Below are 21,800 nucleotides of genomic sequence, written 5' to 3'. Positions count from 1 at the left end.
ATAACTAATGATCAGTAAACCAGCAACTTGGGGAAACAAACGTAAAAGTAAGGCAAATGGGAGGTAGACAGCATTGCTTGAAGAGTGACCGTAAGGCTACAGCCAGTGACATGGGCTTGAATTACTCACTAATAGGTGGTTTTTTGGTCTGCTGGCATTTAGCTGAAATATCTGCATGACAAGCTAAAAAGCTTTTGGGTTTACTGATGACGAGAGACTGTATCCCAAAGATCAGTTAGGAAATGTTTATGTTCTTGGATATCTGATTTTTTTGCCTGTAAAAATCCAGCTTCTCGCATCTCCTCTGGCACAGGCTTAGAAATAATATCAACGACTTCCTGAATCGAATTATAAACAAATCCGGCTTCACCAACATAATTCCTAATATCCGGTCGAATATTTGGCATACACACACCAACACCAGCAGCCTGTGCTTCAGCCACCGCCATAGGCCAACCCACTGTAGCTAATTCAAATGCTGCTGTGTATACAAGCCACTGATGTTTTTTGTATTCTGAATGCATTTGATTTGGTTCTATAGGCAAAATAATATTTACAGGATGATTTTTGCTCTCATTCAGCGATTTGAGTTGTGCGACATCATAACCTAGTGCATAAATATCAAACTTTCTCTCAGGCATTAATGAAGCGAGGGTAATATAGTCTTCCATTTTCTTTTTAGGAATGGCTGCACCAGTATTCATAATTGCATCACCGTTGGTTGAGCGATTATAAAAAGATGCATAATTTACCACTGGATAACAATCGATAATTTTATTTGATCGAACACCGTGTTTTTCCAAAAACGGTCGTGCAAAGGGAAAAGCTAAAGCACCCAAGCAAAGTTCATGATTTAGCCAATGCAAGTTTTTTTTGATTTGGGTAACTTTCTTAAATTGCGGGGTATCTTTTTCGATAATTTCTCTGATCCGACCCCGCCAGTTTTTTCTTCGCAGAGAAAGTGTATCGTAAGAATGGGTACGGATTGTAAAGGGTATTCCTGTACTCTCGGCTAGAGGGCCTAATGTGGATAACTGATTTAAGTAATGTGTGTGGAGAACGTCAGGTTTCACCTGTTCTATCAGTTCTTGAATGGCATTAATTTCGGTTAGGTGATGATAAGGAAAGTGATTTTTGTAAGGAACATTTGATGGTTTCTGAGATACAATTGTGACATTGTATTCATGATAAATTGCTTCTAATTCTGTTTTAATATAAGTCTGAGAAATTTGGGGATAGCCTCTGATGATATACATTACAGAAACTTTTTTCATAATCACCTCACATGAACATAAATATGATTAGTTGAGAAAAATAAATCGAACTAATTGTTCTTTTATGATTGTGCGATCGCCTAAATATTGTGTGGAAGTAATTTCTTTTTATATGGTGATAAAACACGAATCAAAGTATCTCCTGGAGATAGTTGCATCGCCCATAACAATGTAGACAATGCTGAACTTTTTTGACCTAATTGAAATGACCTGACAGCGTGTTCATACAAGAATTTAGCAAAAGCTTTGGGATGCTGAAGCAACAGTGATTTATGTTTGTATATTAGACGTTCAAAGTTCACCTGACGCAGCGAGGGATCTCGTGAAATTCTGGGACCATCGTGTACATACAGACGATAATTAACTGTTGACAGACCAAGAATTGAGCAAACAGGATTCAGTCGCAAAAACATTTCAGTGTGTACACGTGAGGTAAAAGATTCGTCATAACCTCCTATTGATAAAAATATTTCCCGTTCTACCACCAGCGTTTGTTTAGAAAAAAACGACATTCCAGACTCGATTTCTTCTAAGAAAAAATGTGCGCCACGTGGTAAAGTTGGCGGTATACGCTGAGAGAGTAATTTACCATCTTGATTGACAACTTCCAGACTCGATAGCACTGCTACGGGTTTTGGCAACGTCGTATTAGCAAGAGCTTCTAGGGAAACTTGAGCCATGTGAGGTAACAGTTCATCATCATCGTCAAGGTATGTCATCCATCTTCCGCGTGCTGCTTTGGCCCCAACGTTACGAGCTGCGGCAGTTCCGCCGTTTTTTGGCAAGGAAATAATTTTTAGTTGGGGGTGTGCGGGTAAATTCACTGGCTCATTGGAAGCGTCATCAACAACAATTACCTCTATATCTTCTACAGTTTGTCCTAGAGCAGATTTAACTGCCCGTGGTAATAAATGAGGGCGATTATATGTAGGAATAATGATACTCAATAAAGGGTAGTGCATATTTAATCAAAGTTAAACAATTTTGGATTTTGGATTTTAGATTTTGGATTTTAGATTTTGGATTTTGGATTTTGGATTTTGGATTTTAGATTTTGGATTTTGGATTTTGGATTTTAGATTTTGGTTCGACCACAGATAAATCAGAGAGCTTGTATCATTTTTAGTTATTGATAACTTGCCAAATTCGGGGTTGATAAAATAAACACCGACTTGTATTTCTGCTTGATTTGACAGTAAATCGAAAAGATTCAATCTTATCAAAAGAGCGGACACCTTGTTTCAGGTATATGTTGGCGCTATACATACCAGGAACTAAGCCACAGTTGGGCATCTGCATCTGAATTTCAACTTTTCCAGGAAAGACTTCCAAAACTTCATTGTCACTGGCTGAAGTGATAGTCAATATCCGAGATTCACCTTCACTGAGGGTGGAAAGTAAAAATCCCAAGTTAACATTTTCCAGGTGTTTATCGGCTTTGCATTCCACAGATAAATAAGCAGGCTCACCAGTTGTCAGATTTGGCAGCAAGTTACCTTGTGGATCTTTAAAACATACAGAAACAATATCTAACCCTAAACTTTCACTTTCTGGTTTTTTTGGTAAATTCATTAAACCTACTGCTTTTTCTGTTCCACTCAAGCAAAGGTCTTCTTCATATTTACGGATTACTGTTTCGGTTTCACCGGCTGAAATCAATTTGCCTTTTGATAAATAAAGGGAAGATTCACAGACATTTAAAATATTATATTGGTTATGAGAAACTAGCACAAAAGCTGTACCTTTTTCTCGCAGTGATGCTAGGCGATGATGGCATTTCATTTTGAATTTAATATCTCCCACAGCCAGCACTTCATCAATCAATAAAATATCTGGTTCTATGTGAACTGCACAAGCAAATCCTAGTCTAGCTGCCATACCAGAACTATAAGTTTGTACAGGGGCATCAATGGCATCTCCAATTCCCGCAAAATCTACGACATCTGCAAATTTTTCTGATATTTCTTGAGTTGATAAACCCAGGATTGACATATTAGCATAAATATTTTCTCGTCCTGTTAATATGGGATTAAAACCTGCTCCTAGTGCAATGAGTGGAGCCAGCCTACCCGTGACTTTTACACTGCCAGTATCGGGCTTAATTAAACCACTAATAATCCGGAGCAGCGTACTTTTTCCCGCACCATTTGACCCTACTAAGCCTAACGCTTCTCCTCGCCGCAGTTGGAAGCTGACATCTTGCAATGCCCAAAACTCTTTTGAACGCAGAGTATCACTTTTTCTATTTCCGCCGACTAACTCGGTGGCGATATCCTGAACACCATAGAATAAAGATTGTTTTAAGTCTCTACAGAATTTTTTAGAAACGTTGTCTACTGAAATCAGGACTTCAGTATCTTCAAGCTGAACCGCAAGTTTTTGATCTATTAAATTAGTCATGATTAGGAACTGACTCTCTCCACCACGAAAGGCATAGCAAGACGGAATATAACCCAGGTTAATATTAATCCTACTAAAGTAATTGTGCTGACTAACCAAAAACCATAAGGTTCTGATACCACTCCTGTTGTAGCTAATTCTCGCGTTGTTACCAATAAAGGAGTGACGGGATTCATCTGGACTAAAAAACCAAAGGTTCCTGCTTTGGGAACTGGATAAACTACGGGAGTTAGGAATAACCAAAACCCTGTAATCAGAGTTAATCCTTTCGATACATCTTGATATAATACTCCTAAAGGAGCTAATAGAATGCCGAGAAATGTTCCCAGCAAAACTAAATGAATTAATGGCACTGGAGTTAAAATTATTGTCCAACCTACGGGAATCTGAAACCAGATAAATAATGCCACTATTAAAATTAGCTTGACGGCAAAGTTAAAAAATACTTCGCCCACTTTGGCTAAAATCAATGCTTCCCGTGGAAAGTTAACTCTAGCTAACATCGGTTTGGCAGTTGTCACCGCTTGCACTGGCGCATTTAAAGCTTCAACAAATGTTTGCCACAATGCGGTGCTGAACATAACATAAGCGGGATAGGGTATATCTGTAACGCCAACGTTAATAACTTGGGCATTACTAGCAAGAGTAAAACTAGTGGCCATAATGATTGGTGGTAAAAAAGCCCAGGCTATTCCTAAAAAGGATTGACGATACTGAGCGCTAATATCCCTGACCATCAGTCTCCAAGCAAGTTCGCGAGATGCTAGTAAGTCTCGCCACATTTGTCGGAACAATGTCAACGGATGTCTCAGCGTACTTTCAGGTGTATAAATGACTTGATGCTGATGTTTCTTCAAAACTTTTTACTGCCCAGTTTTTTAACTTTTGACTCTTGACTTATTGGCGGTGCTAGTTCCTATTTCGATGCTGTGATTGCAGATTCATCTTGTTTGCTATTTGGACTTTGTATGACACTGGACAAATGTTTTTGACCATAGCGGTAGGTGATCAAACGGTTGATTACTTTCTCTACAGAACCAAGAATTTTATTAGCCAAACGGGAGTTAATTTTGCCAAAGAGGAATTTCTGGGACAAAGGTTTAATTATGGTCATTTGTCGCCGCCATCCCAAACGGTTGTATTTATTTTTGAAGTACTGATCTTCGGTGATATTCCACTTTTCACGCAGGTGTTTGAGACTTGCTATTTCCCAAGCATCGCTCCAACGCAGCATATAGTAGGGTATGTCTGTCAATTCTAATTGTGAAGTCGGGACATAAGTCATCAGCGATGCTGGTTCTAGGTAGACTTGACCGCCGGCTTGAGTTACCAATATGCAAAAATCAATGTGTTCTTTTGTGTTTAGCAGTTTTTCATCTAAGAAACCAATTTGCTCAAATATTTCTGTGCGTACCATCATGCAATGGAACTCTGCTAGTCCGGTTTCTTGACGTTGTAGCTGGGGAAGGACATCTGCAACTTTCCGACCTTGGTGATAAATTTTTTCAATTATCCGCCGTTTTGTGGTTTCTCCTTGGGTTTCCACTGCTACCCTAGATTGTCCACCTGCACAATGTATTTCTGTGTGCAGTGGCAGATATTGACAGATTAAGGGACTAACTACGGTTGCTTGAGTTTCTTCGGCACATTCTACCAAAGGCTTTAGCCAGTCGGGGGTAACGACTACATCATTATCGATGAAAACGACGTATTTGGTCGTAACTTGACCTAGACCGATGTTTCTGGCACGGTTTGGAGAGAGATAATAATCGGTGCGAATTATTTGAAATTGCTTTTGTTTGGCTTGTTGGATTAAATAATCTTTGATGTGAGGGGGGGAACCACCATCAATGTAAATTAAGTTAAAGGGATACTTAGTATGCTCATAAATGCTTTCTAGAGACTCACGGGTGTAGCTGAAACGTTCCCGTGGGGAGACAACAATTGTCACGTCTGGGGTGGCGAATATCGCTTGTGAGTTCATGGTGTGATCTCAATCAATAAATAATGTAATTGTGAATGAATTAGGAAAAGGTTAAGTTGATATTTTTTCATAATTCATATTAACTAGTGGATTTAACACTGTGACTTGAGAAGATAAATTATTCTTCATTACCTGCTGATAAATTTCAACTAGTCTATCGTTTAATCTATTGAGGTCATAATGTGACTCTACATAAGCATGACCAGCTTGACCCATTGTTGACCAAATTTCTGGATGTTCTATAAGATAAATTAATTTTGAAGCTATGGCGTTGCTATCTCGCTCTGGAACGAGAAAACCAGAAACACCATTGTTCACAAGTTCAGGAATACCACCGTGGAGAGTAGATATCACTGGTAAACCCATGATCATGGCTTCTTTTAATGTATTCACAGGCGCATCTTGATTACCATCTTTGGCTGTGATACAGGGGGCGATAAAAATATCTGAATTATCAAGAATTTCCACAATTTCTGGCTGGGTTTTCCAACCAACAAGCTGGACTTGATCAGTAATATTTAGGGAATCAATGATTTGCTGTAAATCTGGTTTTAATAAGCCATCGCCAATGATATTGTACTCAATATTTGGGTAAGATTTTATAACTTGGGCAACGGCACGAATAGCGTATTCAATACCTTTCTTTTCTACAAGACGGCCAGTTGTGGCAATCCGAATTTTACCATCAATATGAGGCTGTCTGACTTTAAATGGAAACAAACTGCTATCTATACCCGAACCATGAACAACGAGTTTTTGCGGATTACAACCTAGTTTTATGGCTTTTTTCTGGAAATATTCGCAGTTCGCTAGAAAAAAATCTCCTTGAGCAAATAGTGAATCATAAATATGTTCTCCATGCTTTCTCACAAACCAACTGATATCGTAGCCTCTAAATGTAGTAATTAATTTACCTTTGATAGCACCAATATCACGCAAAAACATCCCTTCTAAACCTAACATCCCAAACTGGCAATGAATAATATCATAAGGTTGAGAGTCTAAGAGCCGCATCGCTGAATATAGCAACCGCAAGGAGGCTGCTGTTCTAGCATATTTGAAAATGTTCAGCGATCGCAGCACAACCATCGGAGCTTTTTGCAAGTTTTTCCGGATTAATTCGATAGCTTTGAAGAAGCGCCACAAGTAATTGTGGGGCATTTTTGGTGGATAGTGTGTATGAGCTAATAGGTGATATTTTTCTACATCTGGATGAAGTTGATAAGTATGCTGTGGTGGATGTCCATAAATATCAACTTGATGACCACGGGCAATTAAACCTGTAATTTGATTGGTAATAAATGTTTCTGATACAACCGGAAATTCTCCGACTATGAAGGCAATTCTCATACTTATCTCTTACAGGTTACTAGCTGTTTTAAATTTAATCTCTTAGAGATGTTTGGGTATGGACAATAATTGGTTCCGGGCTGGATTTTTCCAATGCATCACAATTTTTGAGCAAAAAACCATATTTTTTAGAATACATAAAAATTTTTCAAAAATATCCCCAAACAAAAAACTAAATCAAAAAAATATATATGGCACAAATATTTAATCTGTTGTTTATATTTAAAACAAGTAAATATTTTCAATATCCATCTAAAGATATATTTAAATGCGGTGGATGTCTTCTGTAAAGCTGCACTTGATTCACCTGACAGCTAAATGGTCAGAGAAATCCAATATAAAATCAAAGATACAATTAATACTAGTAGTATCTTGGAATCAACTGGATATGTCCCCATCGTTAACTGAAAAAATTCTCTCCCAACTACCAGGCGATGTTCTCGGAGGTTTGCGTCAAGGCGATCGCCTTTTAACATCCATTAGAGAAAATACCGCCCCAGTCCCCACGGTAGTTACAGAAAGCCAGCAGCCATTAGACGCTGTAGACTGGGATGTGATCGTCTGCGGTGGAACTTTAGGGATTTTAATTGCTTGCGCCTTAGCAGTGAAGGGGCTGCGGGTGGCCTTAATGGAACGGGGAATTTTACGGGGGAGAGAACAAGAGTGGAATATTTCTCGCCCAGAATTAGACGTATTTGTAGAATTAAACTTGCTGAGTCCTGAAGAATTAGCACAAGCGATCGCAACTAAATATAACCCCGCACGAGTCAGTTTTGCAGGTAGTCCCCAAATCTGGGTAGAGGATGTCTTAAATATCGGCGTAGATCCAGTTTATCTCCTAGATACCTTGAAAACTCGATTTCTGGCGGTTGGGGGAAAGTTGTTAGAAAATACACCCTTCACTGATGCGATCGTTCATCCAGAAGGAGTCATAGTCAATCACCAATATAAAACTAAATTATTAATCGACGCAATGGGACATTTTTCTCCCATCACCCGCCAAGCCCGCCAAGGCAAAAAACCAGATGCTTTGTGCTTAGTCGTGGGAAGTTGCGCCCAAGGTTTTCCGGAAAATAACTCAGGCGACTTGTTGTTATCATTTACGTCTTTGCAAAATCAATGTCAGTATTTTTGGGAAGCTTTCCCAGCTAAAGATGGCAGAACTACTTACTTATTTACATACATGGATGCAGAACCACAACGCTTGACTTTAGCAGCATTGTTTGAAGAATATCTGCGACTGCTACCAGAATACCAGGGTGTGGAATTAAACCAATTGCAATTTCAACGAGCGCTGTTTGGCTTCTTTCCTACCTATCGCCAAAGTCCCATCAAAACCCCTTGGAATCGCCTTTTAACCGTGGGAGACAGCAGTGGTAGTCAGTCTCCCTTGAGTTTTGGCGGCTTTGGGGCAATGGTACGTCACCTGAAGCGGTTAACATTTGGTATTCATGAAGCACTAGAAAGCAATCAATTATCTGCCAAAAATTTAGCCCTGTTGCAACCCTATCAACCAAATCTCACAGTTACCTGGTTGTTTCAAAAAGCCATGAGTGTGGAAATAAATCAGAAAATCGCCCCAGATCAAATTAACCAACTACTCCAGGCGGTATTTCAGGAAATGCAACAACTGGGGACACCAGTCTTAAAACCGTTTTTGCAAGATGTGGTGCAGTTTTCGGGACTGACACAAACACTGTTAAAAACTGGTTTATTTCATCCGGGATTAGTGGCCAAAATTATTCCGCAAGTAGGTTTGACAAATTTAGTTGATTGGATAGGGCATTATAGTAATCTAGGTATATACACTGCCTTGTTTCGGTTAAGTCCCATGCTAGAAACATGGGTAAAGAATCAGCCCAGCGAACAACAATATTATTGGCATCGTTTAATTGATGCCTGGAAATATGGTTCTGGTGCTGACTATTCTGACGAATGATTGCCAAAAACTTGAATATTAGATGTGTGAGAATAACATGATTGAGCAGAAATCTTTAGGCATAAAATACTTTACGGTACTGATTGGCTTCCTGCGCGATCGCCAGGGTTTTCTTGACGAAGTTCGCCAAGGTGCGAGATTACCAAGCAAAATTATTTCTTTGTTGGTTTGTAGTTCCATTTTTCTGGCGATTTATGGCGGCATTATTGGTGCATACCATAGCTGGATGCAAGCTTTATCTTCCGCTATCAAACTACCAGCACTCTATCTGATTACACTGCTAATTTGTCTGCCCACATTGTATTTTTCTAATATTATTTTTGGTTCCAAACGTACTTTTACTCAACACTTTACACTAGTCTTAACTGCGGTTTCCGTGACTAGTGTACTCTTATTTAGTTTTGCCCCAATTACACTTTTTTTCTTAATTACTACCAATAATTACCAATTTTTAATTTTATTAAATGTAGTAATTTTTACGATAACAGGAATTATTGGGATATCTTCTTTATATCAGGCCATGAATTTAGTTTTAGAACAAGATAATCAAGGGAGCAAAACACGTCAGAAAATCTTACGATTTTGGCTGCTTCTCTATGCTTTCGTAGGCAGTCAGTTGGGATGGACTCTCAGACCTTTTTTTGGTGCGCCTGATTCGACCTTTCAATTGTTTCGAGAAAGAGAAGGTAATTTTTATCTGAGTGTTATTCAAGCTATTAGCTACCTTTTAGGATTCGGTTCATGAGTATGCTTCTGTCCTTGGGCTAAATGCAAAAGTTCTTGCGTAGTTAAACTACGTTTGTTCTCCACAGACGCTTGTCGCACTGCATCCAAGACAGACTGGGTTGCTTCTGGGTTCAGAGAAATACCATGCTGCTCTAGCACATTAGACAATAAATGCCTACCAGAATGCTTACCCACAACCAAACGCCTTTCCCCGCCTACCTCTTCCGGGGCAAAGGGTTCGTAAGTATGAGGATTTTTTAGTACACCATGAGCATGGATACCTGATTCGTGAGCAAAACTATTGTCGCCCACAATTGCTTTCCCAGGATGTACATCGTACCCTGATGCTGATGCTACAAGTCGGGATAATTCCACTAAGCGAGAAGTATCAATTCCTAAATTAGTATTATGGATGCGTTTGAGAGCCATCACGACTTCTTCTAAAGCGGCATTTCCGGCTCTTTCTCCTAAACCATTGACTGTTGTATTCGCTGATAAAGCACCAGCCTTGATCCCGGCGAGAGTGTTCGCAGTGGCTAAACCAAAATCATTGTGGGTGTGCATTTCTACGGGTATGGATAATGCTGTCACCAATTGTTTAACTTGTGTATAGGTAGTGAAAGGATCGAGAACTCCTACTGTGTCACAAAAACGAAACCGTGATGCACCACATTCTTGAGCATAAAGCGCTACATCCAAGAGGAATTGTGACTCGGCTCTAGAGGAATCTTCTCCGCCTACGGAAACAAACAGCCCATGATCGAGGGCAAAGCTGATACTATTCCCCAGTTTCTCTAAAACTACTGGCCATTTTCCCTGAAATTTCACGGCAATTTGGATCGCAGAGACAGGAATTGATATATGCACTCGCTGCAAACCACAATCTATACAAGCTTGAATATCTGAAATTACGGCGCGGTTCCAACCCAGGAGGTCAGCTTGCAAGCCTAAGTCAGCAATTGTCGCGATCGCGTATTGTTCGGCTTCACCCATTGCGGGAATCCCGACTTCTAATTCATGAACTCCAATGGCATCCAGTAATTGAGCGATCGCTATTTTCTCCTGCAAGTTAAAGGCCACACCAGCCGCTTGTTCCCCATCACGCAAAGTTGTGTCGTTGATCACAGTTTGATTCATTTCCGTAAGGCCTCTGTTATCATACTTAATATACAAAACTTTTCCTGTGTAAATAAGTAAAACTACAATTATGTCCCAGGATTATAGAGTAAATAAAAGTACAGCCAGTTTTCTGTCCCTCTTCTTTTCTGGGTAAAAGCATAATGCAGAGATGCCTGTGCTGCCTGCGGCATCGACTGAGCTTGATTAGATCAAACAATTTTAGATTTTAGATTTTAGATAGCGCAGCGTTAGCGAGTCCGCGTTCGCGCAGCGTCTCGTAGAGAGCGTCTTTTGGATTGACTCCACAGATAAATCAGATATCGGTCAATAATCGTCCATCCTCTTCTATCTGCGGTTAATTCATTCTTGTTCCTGCTATACCTCACGAATGTGGAAATCGCTAGATCATTTTCTCATCTGGTGAGGTAAAATTTTTTCCTTGTTCATCTGTCTTTAAGTGTAGAAATTCGGGGAGAAAATGGAAGTAAATCTGCTGAAGGAGGTAGTCTTTGTGGTGCTTTGGGTGGAGGTAATAGCGACAAGATAAAATTATCATTTGGTGGTTATGTTCTATTAGCAACCGTGGCTCTCATTGGTTGATAAATTCTGCTATTGAACAATACAAACAACCCCAGCAGCAATCAGAATACACTGAGTTTATAGGGGTATTTATTAATCATTATACTGACTAATAGTTCCTTAATGGTACATTCAAGCATCTCAGGACTTGTAGAGTTTTAGCCCCAAGGTTAGTTTTTCTGATCATTTTCAAATGTCAAGAATTCTTGCAAATTTTCTGTCCCAAAAATAATTGCAATTTGTAAATTTTTGTATTAATTAAAACTTTTAAAGTTATATTTTATTAAGTAACTAATATGGAAATGCTTTGAGAGCAATGTTTACAAAAATGACGATAACTGAAATAAATGTGTGAAAAATTACATGATTTATGCTGGCGATAGCTTAAATATTGCACTTGGGTGGTTTGACCCCCTCCGGGTCAGAGCATTAATTAGTGTAATCTCTGAAAGTAAAAGATCATCTATCCCGCATTCAACAATACAATGGGTTTGAGAACTACAAAAATTTCCTCAATATCCCAAGTTGTATACTCACTGACGCGATAGCCAGGAAAGATTTTTTTGATATCCCACCAAATTTATATTCAATAATCTGATTTATCTCCTTTTCTAAGTCAATAACCGTCGGTAACCAAGCAGTTTCGAGCTATATCTTTCGCTAGGTAGTTCTGATATCCATCAGATAATGAAAATTGATGAATTAACTATGAGATTAAAAAATCAGCTAATTGAATCGCCTAATTTATATCATGCTATTGATCAATTTCCTTTAACGATTAGCCCTGATAGTTATGTAGTCGATGCCATTATCTTGATGAGTCAAGAACCCAGGATGAATTCGTCACCAACCGACTCAAATTATCGGTTAGTTGACAGGAGAGGTAATCGTCAGGTTAATACCTGTATTTTGGTTGTAGAGCAAGGCTTCGTATTAGGTATTTTTACAACTACAGATGTAATTAGAATCACGGCTAGCCGCAGAAATTTATCTCAGGTGAAAATGGCTGAAGTCATGGTGAAGCCAGTGATTAGCCTGACACCATCCCATTCTCAGGATATCTTTACAGCTTTCTCACTATTGCGTCAGCATCAAATTTGCCATCTGCCTGTTTTAGATCAACAGGGGCAATTAGTCGGGCTGGTCACCGAAACTACCTTGCTCAACACCTTTGCGCTGAATACGGTGAGCGCTGTCGAAATCTATCCGCAAAATGTACAGCCACCAAAGCTCAAGGACTGCCAAACTCACGATCATTTAAAAACATGGTTTGACGCACAAACAGTTGAAGTCATGCAAGTTAATCAAGAACTTCAGCAAGCCCTCACAGAACTCCAAGCGGTGCAAGAAAAACTGGCGGTGGCGCGTGAAATCGCCGAATTAGAACGTCAGCGTTATCAAGATTTATCTGAGTTCGCTTCTCATGGTTATTTAGTCAGCGATACCACAGGTGTGATTCAAGAAGCTAACCATGCAGCAGCTACCTTGCTGTGTGGACAACAGAATGATCTGGTGGGCAAATCATTAGTTGTGTTTATTGCTGAACAAGACCGTCAAAGTTTTATCACCCAACTCCAGACATTACAGCAGATAGAAGACTGGGAAATTCACCTCCAGCCACGGGATAGTCTCTCTTTCCCAGCTAGTCTCAGAGCAGCGGCCATCTATGACTCACAGGGTCAGCGAGTGGGTTGGCGCTGGTCGCTTTGTGACATTAGCGCCCGCAAACAAACAGAAGAAACTTTATTCCAAGCCACCAATGAGTTAGAAATCCGGGTAGAGGAACGCACACAGGAACTTCTTTTATCTAACGAGCTTTTACAACAGGAAATCACCGAACGCCAGCAGATAGAAGAGTCATTGCGGCAAAGTGAGCAACTGTATCGCCAGTTAGTGGAAACTCAAACCGACTTGATTGTCCGCGTAGATTTGCAGGGAAGAGTTACTTTTGCAAATAAAGTACTTTGCCAAGCGTTGGATCAGCAATTAGACCAGTTACTGGGTGAATGGTTTTTTCAGTTTTTCCATCCAGATAACTTGCCTCAAGTCACAGAAAATATCAGAAAATTGATCTGCCCACCCCATGACTTGTTCACTGATGAGCAACCTTTGTTGACAGTTAACGGTATGCGCTGGGTGCAATGGCAGGTGGGAGCAATTCAGAATGAAACCGGAGAAGTGGTGGAATTGCTGGGGGTAGGCAGAGATATCACCGAGCGCCAGCAGATGGAGTCAGCGCTGCACAAAAGTGAGGAAAAATTTCGCAACTTTGCTGAACAAACCCAAGCCGTGATTTGGATGTCAACCCCAGATTTAAGCCAGCACTTGTATGTTAGTCCGGCTTTTGAAAAAATTTGGCATCGTTCTTGCCAAAGTCTAGCTGACCAACCTGACTCTTGGATAGAAACAATTCATCCAGATGATCTCGATCGCCTGATGGCAAAAATCAAACGACAGATGCAGCATCAGTCTGCTGATGTAGAATATCGCATTTTCCGCCCTGATGGTTCGATCCGCTGGATCTGGGATCGGGGTTTTAGCATCTATAATCAACAAGGAGAGGTGGAATATACTGCCAGGTTTGCCGAAGATATCACCGAGCGCAAGCAGATAGAAGATTCACTGCGGGAGAGTGAGCGGCGACTAACTTTAGCCCTGGAAGCCACTAAAATGGGTACCTGGGACTGGGATCTCCGCACGAATCAAGTCATCTGCTCTGCCAATATGGCGCTCCTTTATCGTTTCCCCAGTAGTCCTAGTGGTGTAAGCATAGAAGAATTTTTGAACTTAGTTCATCCTGAAGACCGCAAAGGTTTGTCTGAGGTGATCTCTTGCAGTATTGCGGAAACAAGTGAATATCAAACCGAATTTCGGGTTGTTTGGCCCGATGGCACTATTCAGTGGCTCAGTGGCAACGGTAAAGTATTTTGTAACGAACTGGGTGAGCCAATTCGGTTGATCGGTACAACTCGGTGCATTGGCGAACGCAAACAGGCAGAAGCCGCACTGCGAGCTAGTGAAGAACGTTATCGTTCAGTCGTTGCTGCCATGCAGGAGGGAATCATTGTATATGAAGCTAATGGCAATATAGCTGCCTGTAATGCCAGTGCTGAAAGAATCCTGGGGCGGACTTGTGACCAAATGCTCAGGCACATCTCTGACGATCCCTTCTGGCAGACAATCAAAGAAGATGGCTCTCCCTTTCCTGGTGAAATGCATCCATCAATGGTCACCTTACGTACAGGCCAACCCTGCTCGAATGTGGTCATGGGACTGTATCCGCCCAATGGACAACTCACCTGGATTTCCATTAATTCCCAACCCTTGTTTCACGACAATGATCCTGTTCCTTATGGTGTCATCGCTTCTTTTTCTGACATTAGCGATCGCAAACAAGCACAAGAAAAAATTGGCGAGCAAGCAGCCTTACTGGATATTGCCACCAATGCGATTTTAGTTCGAGATTTTGAAAGCAAAATCCTCTACTGGAATCAAGGTGCAGAACGGATGTATGGTTGGCAAGCAGAAGAGGCTATAGGCCAAGACCCCCAGCAGCTTTTTTACAGAAAAAATTCGCAGCAACTGAAAGTAGCCCTGAAAGCGGTGATTAAATCTGGCTCGTGGCAGGGTGAGTTACGTAAATTTACAAAATCTGGCTCAGAAATTGTCATAGAAAGCCGTTGGACGCTGATGTATGATGCAGCCGGACAACCGAAATCCATTCTTTCTGTGGACACGGATATTACCGAAAAAAAACAACTGGAAGAGCAGTTTTTCCGCGCCCAACGATTGGAAAGCCTTGGCACTCTAGCAGGTGGAATTGCTCACGACTTGAATAATATTTTAACACCTATTTTGGCTGCATCTCAACTGCTACAGGTGAGATTCTCTCAAGACAAAGAACATTATCACCAACTACTACAAATTATCGAAAGCAACACCAAACGAGGAGCAGATTTAGTCAAACAAGTCTTGTCATTTGCGCGCGGATTTAAGGGAGAGCGCACCATAGTTAAACTCAAGCATCTGATTGGGGAAATTACCCAGATTGCCACACAAACATTTCCCAAATCCATCGAATTTGCCATCACCATACCAGAAGACCTCTGGGCTGTGTCCGCAGATGCGACACAACTGCATCAAGTGTTAATGAACCTCGTAGTTAATGCCCGTGATGCTATGCCAGCAGGTGGTACAATCACCATTTCCACCCAAAATATCTTGATTGATGAAGCTTATGCCCGCATGAATCTGGATGCTAAAGTTGGCCATTATGTTGTGATGACTGTTGCCGATACCGGAATAGGCATACCACCGGAAATATTAGATAGAATTTTTGATCCTTTTTTCACCACAAAAGAAGTCGGTCAAGGAACAGGATTGGGGCTTTCAACTGTCCTGGGAATTATCAAAAGCCACGGTGGGTTTATGAATGTATCTAGCACAGTCGCCCAAGGCAGTAAATTTACACTGTTTTTCCCGGCTGTGGAAGTCACCCAATCACTTGACATCAATCATTTAGAAATATTTCCCGGACAGGGAGAACTAATTTTATTTGTGGATGATGAAGCTGAAATTCGGGAGATTGCCCAAATTGTCCTGGAAAAATACAATTATCAAACCCTCACCGCTAGTAATGGCATTGAAGCGATCGCCCTTTATGCCCAGCACAAAAAGCAGATCAGTGCCGTTTTAATGGATATCATGATGCCGGAAATGGATGGAATCACCACCATTCGCACCTTACAAAAAATGAATCCCCAGGTAAAAATCATTGCTTGTAGCGGCATTAACCCTAATATCGCTTTGGCAAATGCCGATCATACAGCTGTTGATCTAGTTGTTGCCAAGCCCTACACAGCGCCAGATTTATTAAATAGCTTGCACCATATCCTCCGGAAAAACTAGCTCATCGTCTTTTTAGCCAGTCTAGAAATTGGAGATTTTTTTAGGTGTCAGTGCCTGATTTTGTTGCGAAATTGAGAGGCTATAGTTAAACTGACCTTCAGATAAATCACCTACGTGTAATGTGTATATTCCTGCTTGCCAATAACCAGTAAGTTCTGGCTGGCTTTCAGAGTAATTATCTGCCAGCACACAAAAACGCCCTCCAGGCCCGTCAATCAGCAGAGTTGGCTGTCCAGGACTGTCAACTGTTAAGCGTAAGAAAGGCACTGGCTTGGTTAACTCGATAATGTGATTGGGTGTATTCGCAATGTTGCCGCAACTACTAGCAACAGCACCCCCAGACGTGCCATTTAAAACCAGTGGTTCTGAGCTTAAATCTGGTTGAATTTGCAGCGGTGGGACTTCAGCCACATTAGCCTCATTCAGCACCAAACTGATTACCAAAGCTGCGGGAACAACTGTAAGTAGCCTCAGAGTCTTCATCATCATCCCTGCTCCCGACTATTTCTCAAGTCATATTGATCTTAAGAGTCTAAACTAATCGACGACGTGAATCTGTCTATGTTCCAGATCAATTTGGATAAATTTATCTTTTCTCTATCTGCAACTCGCTAAAAAATAATTTCCAGGATTTGGTAGGTTTGTTGTGGAACTAGTGAATTAGAGTCAAGGTGAAAACATAGATGAATCCTCAACCTGAAGAAGATTTGCAGCGTCGCCTCCAAAATTTAGAAGCCCAAATGCACTCTCAAGCTGTAGATGTGGGACAACCACCAGAAAACAGACAGAAATCGCCGTCTGCATTTGTCAACTTGAAATCTCATGTAGCGCGATTGCAGCTTTGGTTTGAAAACTTGAACCGTATTACCAAGGTGATAGTTGCAGGTGTGGGGGTGCTAGTGGGATTTGCCATGCTACAAGCAGTCATGAAACTAGTCGCATCTGTGATCAGTGTGGCAGTGTTGGCATTCTTCGTGTATCTTGGGTACAAATTTTTTGTATCTGGTAGCTTTGAAAAAAAGCAATAGTCTATCTTAACTGCGCCGAAAGCCACTTAAAAATAAATTCAAAGGAATTATAGAATGGCCACCCCAATTGTGAGGAGTAATACCAGTCCATCTAGCCAGTCCAACAAACCGGAAAAAGCCAAGTCATTGCCATTAAACACCAGACGTTTGGCTGCATGGGCCACTGAAATCACTCTGGTGGTGGTGAGTGGGCTAGTTCCCTTTGGGCTTGGTGTCTATGCCAATTCTCGCAGCGACCTCAACCGCGTTCCACTTCACCCAGTCTTGGTAGTCACAGAAAGAGCGATCGCTCGACCCTTGGCTTTGCCTGTCAGCTCTGGTATTCGCAACGTCGCCGCCCCGACGAATTTTTTGTGGATTATTGCCTTGTTAGCCCCTGTGAGCCTCTCGTGGTGGCAATTATATTTACTGGGGAAAACAGGTAGTACTATTCCTAAGCGGAAATTTGGTGTGCGAGTGGTGAACGAGGTAGGTAAGCCGCCCGGTTTAGCCGCAGCTGTGGCGCGAGAAGGAATTGGTCGCTGGACTGTACCTGTTTCCATCGCCTATATTCTTTGGCGCTACAGTTTTGCTTTTCCCAATTTAGGATTGTTCACATTTTTGGCTGTATTGATGGTGCTGGGAGAAGGCATAGCCTTACCCTCACGTCGAGGCCGTCGCGCATTCCATGACTGGTTGGCAGGTACGTATACAATAGATGGCACTCGTCCTGTGACATCCTCAGTTCCGGCTAATGCATCCCAGATAGAGCAGTCCGGGGAGGAAACAGCCCCTGTCTCAATGTCGATGCTCACAGGAGAAACGACAAATACTTCTACCCTGTGGCGACGGATGCGGCAAAATCCCAGCCGGACTTTGTTTGCGGTAGCAGTAGCCAGTATGATCGCTGTCCTGGGAACTTTAGTAGCCACGCAAGTTTATATCCAAACTCAACAAACTCGGCGGGAAACCAAGCAAATAAACAGCCAAAAGTTTTTGGTACTCGTAGAAAAATTGAGTCCTAACTCTGGTGCTAGCACAGAGGAACGCCAAACGATAATTCTGGCAATGGCTGGTCTCAATGATCCCCAGTCGATCCAATTTCTGACAGAGCTTTTGGTTAAAGAAACTAACCCCATTCTCCTGAATACAATTCAACAAGCTTTAACAGGTGTCGGACTCCCAGCTATCCCGGAATTGAAAAATAAAAATCAGTTGTTAGCAGGTGAATTAAAGTCTGTGGGTAACAATGCATCTTCACAGTCAGAATTGCGACCACAGCCGTTACATATTAACCAGCAGACAATCAATAAAATTCTCAGCGTCAACAGCACTCCAACGGCAGGGATTGATCTTAGTCGCGCTGAATTAGGTCAAAGCGGGACTCCATCAAGTTCGTTTTTTAACTTGGTGTTAGATAACGTTGATTTGTCGGGAATCAATTTCAAAGGGGCAAATCTCAACCAAGGCAGTTTTAAAGGTAGTATTTTTCGGGGAACTGGTGAGGATGGACGGTGGGATACTTATGATGATGCGATCGCGGATTTGAGCCAAGCTCAAATGAAACAAGCCAATTTCACCGATGCAAATCTCAGTCGCGTGATCATGAACCGTAGCGATTTAAGCCGCGCTACCCTCAACAGAGCTAATTTATCCTATGCACGTTTAATCGAAGCTGATCTCAGCAGTACTCAGCTAGTAGGAGCCAATTTGCGGGGTGCATTCCTAGAGAAAGCCAGCTTAACTGGGGCTGACATCGGTGATGCCAAATTCAACGAAGCCAATTTGTATGCGGCGCGTTTAAGTCGCGTCATTGCCATCGGCACACATTTATCCTATGCCAATTTAACTAATACTGATTGGCGAGGCGCAGATTTATCAGGAGCCTATTTAGACCGGGCTAATCTCAGCAATGCCAATCTCAGCGCTACTCGACTGACTGGTGCTGTTTTGCGTTCGGCGAAGTTGGAAAATACCAACTTGCAAAATGCTGACCTGAGCTTTGTTGATTTACGGGGAGCAAATGTCGCAGGTGCTGATTTTCAAGGCACAGTTTTCGCTCCTGTCCCCCAAAATCCCGAAGATCAATTTGTCGAAATGCCAGACTTAGGCTCAATCTCTGCTGTGGTCGAAGGAGTTGATTTTTCTCAAGCCAAAAATTTAGATAAAAGGCAAATAGCTTACATTTGTACCCAAGGCGGAGTCCATTCAAGTTGTGCGTCTGTAGGACTGGGAAGGGGTAATTAATCCTAGATAAATTCTCGCCTAAATCATCAGTAATAGCGATAATATAAGTATTCAAACGAACTTATAACATTCAAGATAGTGTGAGGTTTCCGATAATGAAGCATCTTGCTTATTTGGTTCCAGTCTTAGCGGCTGGCGCGGTCTTGAGTGTAGCTATTACTATTCAACCAGCACAGGCTCAGGTAGCATATGGTAGCTATGTCGGTGTAGGGCCAACTGTTGGTCTGACTGATGGAATTCAAGTTGGGGGTGTTGTAGCTGTCCGTTACAAGCTTCTAGAATCACCAATTTCTTTCCGCGCTCAAGCTTTAATTGGGAGAAATACCGCAGTTGTACCTACGGTTTCTTACGATGTTCCCCTGAATTGGCAAACTGATGCCTACTTGGGCGCTGGTTTGGTGTTGGCTGGTGGTGATAGTGATAGTTCTTCTCCTGTGGGCAACAAAATCAGTTTTGCTTTACAGCCAGGAATTGATTACATTATCCCCAATAGTAAGACTGTGATTTTTGGTAACGCCATCATTGCTTTTGATGCTTACCGTGACGGTGCTGGTGGTGCGGCTGTCTCTGTGCAAGGTGGTGTGGGTTATAGATTTTAAAATTTTGCCCTTAGCTTTGCTCCCCGTAGTTTAATTACGGGGTTTATTGTATGTTTTGTTTCCTTAACTACAAATTCTTGCCCCTACGACATTGGGAGTGAGATATTTTTTAATTAGGCGACCGAGAATTTCAATTCCTTGCTCGATATCTGCTGCTGTGTGGCAAAAGTTCAACCGCATTGCTTGATAACCGCCTCCTGGAAAAAATACGGCACCATTGGCAACGAGGACATGGTGAGATAAGGCTTCTCGACAAATTGCCTGAATCGGTAAATGGTCTGGGAGATGAATCCACAAAAATAAACCACCTTTGGGAATAGTCCAGGCGATTGCGCGGAGCGCAGTGCCAGAGGCAATCGCATCAGGAAAATAATGCTCTAGTGCTTGCAGCATCATGTTCCGTCCTTGCAAATTACTAGTGCGTAAACGACTCAGATGACGGCGGTAATGTCCTGATCCTAAAAACTCGCTGACAATTGCCTGAGATACCGTAGAAACGTGCAAGTCATTAAGTAATTTTTGCTTGACTAAATGCTGATGATGTTCACCTGTGACCACCATGTAACCTACTCTTAATCCAGGCATCAGGGTTTTGGAGAATGTACTGATGTACGTAACTAAATTGTGGCGATCGCTTGCTTTAATGGGAGCCGGAACAGGTTCAAAATTTAAACCTTCGTAAGCATTATCTTCCAAAATCGGACATTCGTACTCTTGTGCTAATGCCAGTAATTTTTGGCGATGTTCCTGGTTCGTTGTGATTCCTGTGGGGTTGTGTAGAGTGCTGATGGTATAAATTAATTTTGGTCGGTGACTGTGGAGATATTGCTCCAGTAATTCCAGATTCATTCCCTGTGCAGTCATGGGAATTCCGATGACTTTAGCGCCCAAATTTTCCAGAATGCCCAATGCACCATGATAAGTTGGTGTCTCCACAATCGCCCAATCCCCTGGTTGGAGATAATATTGCATCGCTAGAGATAATGCTTGTTGTGAACCAGTGGTAATAATGATTTCTTCGGGAGAAACAGCTAATCCTGTTTGCACTAACATCTGAGCAATCAACTGTCGCAGCAGAAGTTGTCCTTGAGGAAAGTCTTCTTTAAAGAGGATATCTCCGGCTTTAGCTAAGGCACGTTTGGCAATTCGTTGGAGATTTGCTAAACCAGGATTATGGGGAAAACCTGAACTGAAATCAATCATATCTCGTTGCCGTCGCGCCTGAATTGAAGCTGTATATTGTTCTGAAAATGATTCTCCCCCTTGAGAAATTATTACCTCTTGGGCTGGGGCGAAGTGTGACCGGAAGGTAAAACTAGAGCTAATGGTAGAGTTAACAAAATATCCTGAACCTTGGCGAGCATGAATCAGTCCATCGGCTTCTAGGAGACTATAGGCTTCAATTACAGTTAACTTGTTGACTTGAATACTTTCGGACAAAGCCCTAATTGAGGGCAGTTTTTGACCAGTCGTGATTTTTCCAGATTGAATCAAACGACTTAAATAATCGCGAATTTGCCGATAAATAGGGTTTTGTGAGTGCCGATCTAAGGGAATAATCACAGCGCCACCCTTCCTTAAAGACGAAAGCAGGAGAATACAGGCAATATAAGCGATTTTCCTGAGTTTTAACCAGTACAGTTGTGTTGAATTTGACTATAACAGTTA

At 41.7% G+C, this 21,800-nt stretch carries 15 protein-coding genes; 6 read left to right on the top strand and 9 right to left on the bottom strand.

Annotation, left to right across the window (positions count from 1 at the left end; all coding sequences use genetic code 11):
• Positions 1-200 precede the first annotated feature (200 nt).
• The 6 genes from AACX33_RS09625 to AACX33_RS09600 all read right to left on the bottom strand — a co-directional run bounded on the left by AACX33_RS09625 (position 201) and on the right by AACX33_RS09600 (position 7,008).
• On the bottom strand, positions 201-1,274 hold the full coding sequence (locus AACX33_RS09625; RefSeq protein ID WP_227788999.1) for a glycosyltransferase: 1,074 nt from the start codon (positions 1,272-1,274) through the stop codon (positions 201-203).
• Between the two features lie 80 nt (positions 1,275-1,354).
• The gene (locus tag AACX33_RS09620; protein ID WP_193997605.1) at positions 1,355-2,236 is read right to left on the bottom strand and encodes a glycosyltransferase family 2 protein; all 882 of its coding nucleotides are present in this window, start codon (positions 2,234-2,236) and stop codon (positions 1,355-1,357) included.
• A gap of 160 nt (positions 2,237-2,396) precedes the next feature.
• Positions 2,397-3,674: an ABC transporter ATP-binding protein gene (locus tag AACX33_RS09615; protein WP_193997606.1), complete on the bottom strand. Its 1,278-nt coding sequence runs from the start codon at positions 3,672-3,674 to the stop codon at positions 2,397-2,399.
• 2 nt (positions 3,675-3,676) lie between these two features.
• On the bottom strand, positions 3,677-4,456 hold the full coding sequence (locus tag AACX33_RS09610; protein ID WP_193998014.1) for an ABC transporter permease: 780 nt from the start codon (positions 4,454-4,456) through the stop codon (positions 3,677-3,679).
• Positions 4,457-4,590: 134 nt separating this feature from the next.
• On the bottom strand, positions 4,591-5,658 hold the full coding sequence (locus AACX33_RS09605) for a glycosyltransferase family 2 protein (protein ID WP_193997607.1): 1,068 nt from the start codon (positions 5,656-5,658) through the stop codon (positions 4,591-4,593).
• Between the two features lie 51 nt (positions 5,659-5,709).
• On the bottom strand, positions 5,710-7,008 hold the full coding sequence (locus AACX33_RS09600) for a glycosyltransferase (protein WP_193997608.1): 1,299 nt from the start codon (positions 7,006-7,008) through the stop codon (positions 5,710-5,712).
• 388 nt (positions 7,009-7,396) lie between these two features.
• Between AACX33_RS09600 and AACX33_RS09595 the strand changes: the two genes are divergently transcribed.
• Complete coding sequence (locus tag AACX33_RS09595; RefSeq protein ID WP_193997609.1) at positions 7,397-8,947, top strand: FAD-binding oxidoreductase; 1,551 nt, start codon at positions 7,397-7,399, stop codon at positions 8,945-8,947.
• 37 nt (positions 8,948-8,984) lie between these two features.
• Positions 8,985-9,692: an actin-binding WH2 domain-containing protein gene (locus AACX33_RS09590; protein WP_193997610.1), complete on the top strand. Its 708-nt coding sequence runs from the start codon at positions 8,985-8,987 to the stop codon at positions 9,690-9,692.
• Here the strand turns inward: AACX33_RS09590 and nifV are convergent.
• Complete coding sequence (gene nifV, locus AACX33_RS09585; RefSeq protein ID WP_193997611.1) at positions 9,668-10,810, bottom strand: homocitrate synthase; 1,143 nt, start codon at positions 10,808-10,810, stop codon at positions 9,668-9,670. The genes AACX33_RS09590 and nifV overlap by 25 nt on opposite strands.
• A 1,248-nt stretch (positions 10,811-12,058) precedes the next feature.
• Between nifV and AACX33_RS09580 the strand changes: the two genes are divergently transcribed.
• Positions 12,059-16,279, top strand: a complete 4,221-nt coding sequence (locus AACX33_RS09580) for a PAS domain S-box protein (RefSeq protein ID WP_227788998.1) — start codon at positions 12,059-12,061, stop codon at positions 16,277-16,279.
• A 21-nt stretch (positions 16,280-16,300) separates the two neighbouring features.
• Here the strand turns inward: AACX33_RS09580 and AACX33_RS09575 are convergent, their stop codons facing one another.
• Positions 16,301-16,762, bottom strand: a complete 462-nt coding sequence (locus AACX33_RS09575) for a hypothetical protein (protein WP_193998015.1) — start codon at positions 16,760-16,762, stop codon at positions 16,301-16,303.
• 200 nt (positions 16,763-16,962) lie between these two features.
• On the opposite strand from AACX33_RS09575, the gene AACX33_RS09570 reads away from it, so the two are divergent.
• The 3 genes from AACX33_RS09570 to AACX33_RS09560 all read left to right on the top strand — a co-directional run bounded on the left by AACX33_RS09570 (position 16,963) and on the right by AACX33_RS09560 (position 20,132).
• The gene (locus AACX33_RS09570; RefSeq protein ID WP_193997613.1) at positions 16,963-17,307 is read left to right on the top strand and encodes a hypothetical protein; all 345 of its coding nucleotides are present in this window, start codon (positions 16,963-16,965) and stop codon (positions 17,305-17,307) included.
• A gap of 54 nt (positions 17,308-17,361) precedes the next feature.
• On the top strand, positions 17,362-19,533 hold the full coding sequence (locus AACX33_RS09565) for a pentapeptide repeat-containing protein (protein WP_193997614.1): 2,172 nt from the start codon (positions 17,362-17,364) through the stop codon (positions 19,531-19,533).
• A 95-nt stretch (positions 19,534-19,628) separates the two neighbouring features.
• Positions 19,629-20,132: a hypothetical protein gene (locus tag AACX33_RS09560; RefSeq protein WP_193997615.1), complete on the top strand. Its 504-nt coding sequence runs from the start codon at positions 19,629-19,631 to the stop codon at positions 20,130-20,132.
• Between the two features lie 63 nt (positions 20,133-20,195).
• Here AACX33_RS09560 and AACX33_RS09555 read toward each other — a convergent pair whose 3' ends face one another.
• Positions 20,196-21,695: an aminotransferase class I/II-fold pyridoxal phosphate-dependent enzyme gene (locus tag AACX33_RS09555; protein WP_193997616.1), complete on the bottom strand. Its 1,500-nt coding sequence runs from the start codon at positions 21,693-21,695 to the stop codon at positions 20,196-20,198.
• Positions 21,696-21,800: the final 105 nt, after the last annotated feature.

Origin of the sequence: Nodularia sp. LEGE 04288 (assembly GCF_963896525.1) — a bacterium.
Lineage (GTDB): Bacteria > Cyanobacteriota > Cyanobacteriia > Cyanobacteriales > Nostocaceae > Nodularia.
Note: the sequence above shows the minus strand (reverse complement) of the source record. Positions and strands in the feature narration are given on the sequence as shown.